The organism is Desulfobaculum sp. (assembly GCF_054921475.1).
On record NZ_JBUDSW010000325.1, the window covers coordinates 1 to 3,383 of the forward strand.

Sequence of the window (3,383 nt, forward strand, 5' to 3'; positions counted from 1 at the left end):
AGCGCCTCGTGAATGCCGCCCTGCTCCTCCAGCCAGTCCCGGAAGGCGGCGTCGGCCTTCTGCTCGCGGAAGAACGGGCCGGAGCTCATGACGGACACTAGGCGTCCGCCGGGTTTCAGCAGGCTATAGGCGTGGCGCACATGCTCGCGCTCCTGCCCGTTTTCAAAGGGCGGGTTCATGATGATGCGGTCATAGAGCGTGCCGCTGTGCTTAAGGAAATCGCGGCCTACAAGGGTGTGTCCTTTGCCTTCAAGGATGCTGCGCAGCGCGTCCACCGTCTCCACCACGTCGAGGTGGGCATCCGGGTGCTGCTCCTTCACGGCGTCGGCGATATTGCCCTTGCCCGCGCTGGGCTCAAGCACGCGCATGCCGCCCTTGATGTCTGCGGTCTCCAGCATTTGGCGCACCACCGGTGCGGGCGTTGGGAAGAACCCCGGAATCTTGCGGCCGACCAGTTCGCGCTCGGCGCGGCGTGTGGGGCTTTCCTGTCCCGGAGGCACATAGTGGCTAAGGAACTCGCGCAAGGTCGCCCGGAGCGCTTCGTCAGACGTGATACCCATGCGGGTGAGGCGCTTTCGCACCTGCAGGGGCTCGCGGAGCTGCCAGCCAAGGTACTTGTCCCCAAGCGGGGCCAACTTGGCAATCACCTGCCGGGCAAGGTCCAGCTCGTTTGCGCCCGCGAAGGTGTACATGCCTTGGTTATCGGTACGCGCAGCCCGCGCCCGCAGGCGCTTGGCGAGGCCCTTTCCGCCACGGATGCCGTCCAGACGCTCTGCGAGGCTGTGCAAGATTTCGCGGTGGGCCCGCACCTTGGGAAGCTCGGCAAAGACAATGTCCTCGGCCTCGAACCGATCATCGCTCCGGTCGGAGCGCTTTCCCGACGGACGCTTGTATGCGGCGCGTTTCAGCGCGCTCACAAGGGTCTGGACCTGTACCTTTTGGCTGATGTCAGCCAGATGCGAGGTTTCGCCCCGCTCTATGGCGTCCGCGATGCTCTGCATGGTTGCCGCAAGGGCCAGCTCGCGCCGGGCGGAATCCTCTTGCGCGGCGGCCTCGCGCGCCCGTTTGGCGGTGTTGGTTCTGCGGTCTGCTGCAAGGGACTGCGTCGCCGTCTCATGCAGCCGCGCCGCGACCTCGCGCAGGCGGGACGCCCGCTTGACCTTGGCTGGCGGCGCTTTGTCCACCTGCGCCTCAGCTTTTGGCGTGCCCTCCTCCGGCGCTCTTCCTTCTGCGGTGGACATGAACCGCTCCGCCGCATCCTGCGTCTTGAACTGGAAGCCGGGAATTGCGCCGCCCTTGGCGTAGCGCGAGTACCATCCGCCCAGACGCTTGGCCTGCGCGAGAAGCTCCCGGTACGCGGCGCGGTCCACGCGGCGGTCAAGGCGCACCACAAAGAGGTCGTAGCCGTCGCGGGTGTGTGTGGTGCGCTGCATGGACATCTGCGCGCCTTGCGTCCCGGCGTAGTCTTGCTCAGGCTGCTGGCGCGCGGCGGCACGCTTTTCTCGCTGGGCGCTTGCGACCAGTTCGTCGTAGCGCTCGCGTTGTTCTGGCGTCATGGCCTCCTCGCCGCGCAGGCGAAAGAGCATGCGAAAGTCGTCCAGCGTTTGCGGGTCGTCCATGGCGCGGCGGTAGCGCTGGTAGAGCTCTTGCCCCTCCTCGCGGCGCTTCTGCACGCGCTGTGCGTAGGCGGCCACGTCCTCATCGGTATAGTTTGCGGCCTTGTCGCGCAGGGCCGTGGTCCGGCTGGTGGGCATGTCGCCAAGCACCTGATAGCTCAGGGAGCCGTCCCGCGCGTAGTCCATGAGCATATCGCCATACACGGCCTGCACCACGTCGCGCTTGCGCCGCGCGCCGCGCCGGGCGTTGGGACCAAGGCGCTTACGCAGTGTCTCCACGGTTTGGCGGCCCAGCTCCGCCTTGACGGCCTCCTCCGCTTCAAGGAGCCGGTTCACCTGCCCGCGAACATCCTCCGCCGAAACCTGCCCCTCGCGCAGACGCTGGAGAAAGGCGTCATGGGCGGCCACGGTGTAGGGCGTGGCGTCGTCAACTGCCGGGGCTTCCGGTGTGGGGATTGGCGCCTCCGGCTCAACCTGTGCGGGCATCGCTTCCTGCGCGCCTTCAGCGTCGCCAAGGGAAAGCGGTTCAGGTTGTTGAGATGCCTCCGGCGCAGGCGGGACGGGCGTCTTGTCAGGAACGTCCTGTACCGCTTCCTCTGGCGCTTCAGCCTGCGGCGCGTCTTCGGCCGGGCCGAGGGGGATGGCCTGTGAGGGCACGGGCAGGTCGCGGCGTTTCCAATCCGGGACAAGGTCAAAGCCCTGCCCGGACGGGAGCGCCGTGGGCGTGGCATTTCGGATATGCTCCAGCTCCCACAGCGCGTGGGCCAGCGTGCGTTCCTGCTCCTGCGTGCGGTCCTGAATGCCGGAAAGCTGGCGCACCACGTCGCTCAGTGCCTGCGCGCGCTGTGCGGCTTCTTTGCTCAGGCGCACCGTTTCGGTCCCGGCCTGCTCCGGCAGAGTATCCAGATGAGCCGGGAAAGCGTCGGCGTGGGCGTCCTGATAGCGGCGCTGGACGGCGTTTTCCTCGTAGAAGCCCGCTTCCTCGCGGCGGCGGAGCAGCTCGCGCGCGATGGCCGTGCGCGGCAGATTGCGCGAGCCTTTGCGCGTGGCAACGCCGTGATGCGCGGCAAAGCGACGCACCTCGGCCACGGGCAAGGCGTTCAGACCTTCGGGCGTCAGTTCCTCCAGCGCCGGGACAGGGGGAGCCGTGGGGTCCTTGGCTGGCTCCTCCTGCCTAGGGTGGAGCGCTTCTTCAAGGCGCTCTCCTGCCCTGCGGCCCGTTTCGGTTGGCGTGGGCTCCGGGCGCGTTTCGTCCTGCTCCAGCCAGCGGCGGCGGGCAACGTCCTGCCGCGCGGCGTCAAAGTCGTAGTCAATCTCGGACGCTTCGGGCGGCTCCACATCCGGGCCAATCTCGGGCCCTCGCCTGCGCCGCTCTAGTTCCGCCTCGGCAAAGGCGGACACCATGTCCGGCCCGCCGTCGCGCTTGTCCGCAAGGGGGAACAGGGCTTCAATGCGCCGCCGCGTCTCGCCCTTTGCCTCGTCCTGCCGCGCCCGCTCCTCTTCGGCGCGGTAGTGTTCGCGCAGGGCGCCAAGGTCAGCACTGCGGATGCGGTCCTGTGTGAGGGGAATGGCCGGGCGCTCCCGAGGCACCACGTCCACAAGGTCCATCACGTCGGCGGGTGCGTCAGGCGCGTCCTCAAGCTTCGCCACCTCGGGCTTCTGCCGGGGCTGATGGTGCATGGAGCGCACCGCCGTGCCCGCACCGGCGAAGCCGCCAGCCGCCACCGCCGTCGGCCCCAAGACCATACGCGCGCCCTGCCCCGGCTC

1 protein-coding gene is annotated in these 3,383 nt (G+C 68.1%); it reads right to left on the reverse strand.

Annotation, left to right across the window (positions count from 1 at the left end; genetic code table 11):
• A partial coding sequence (locus ACY69P_RS15350) for a methyltransferase (RefSeq protein ID WP_462328103.1) occupies nucleotides 1–3,383 on the reverse strand: 3,383 nt, incomplete at both ends.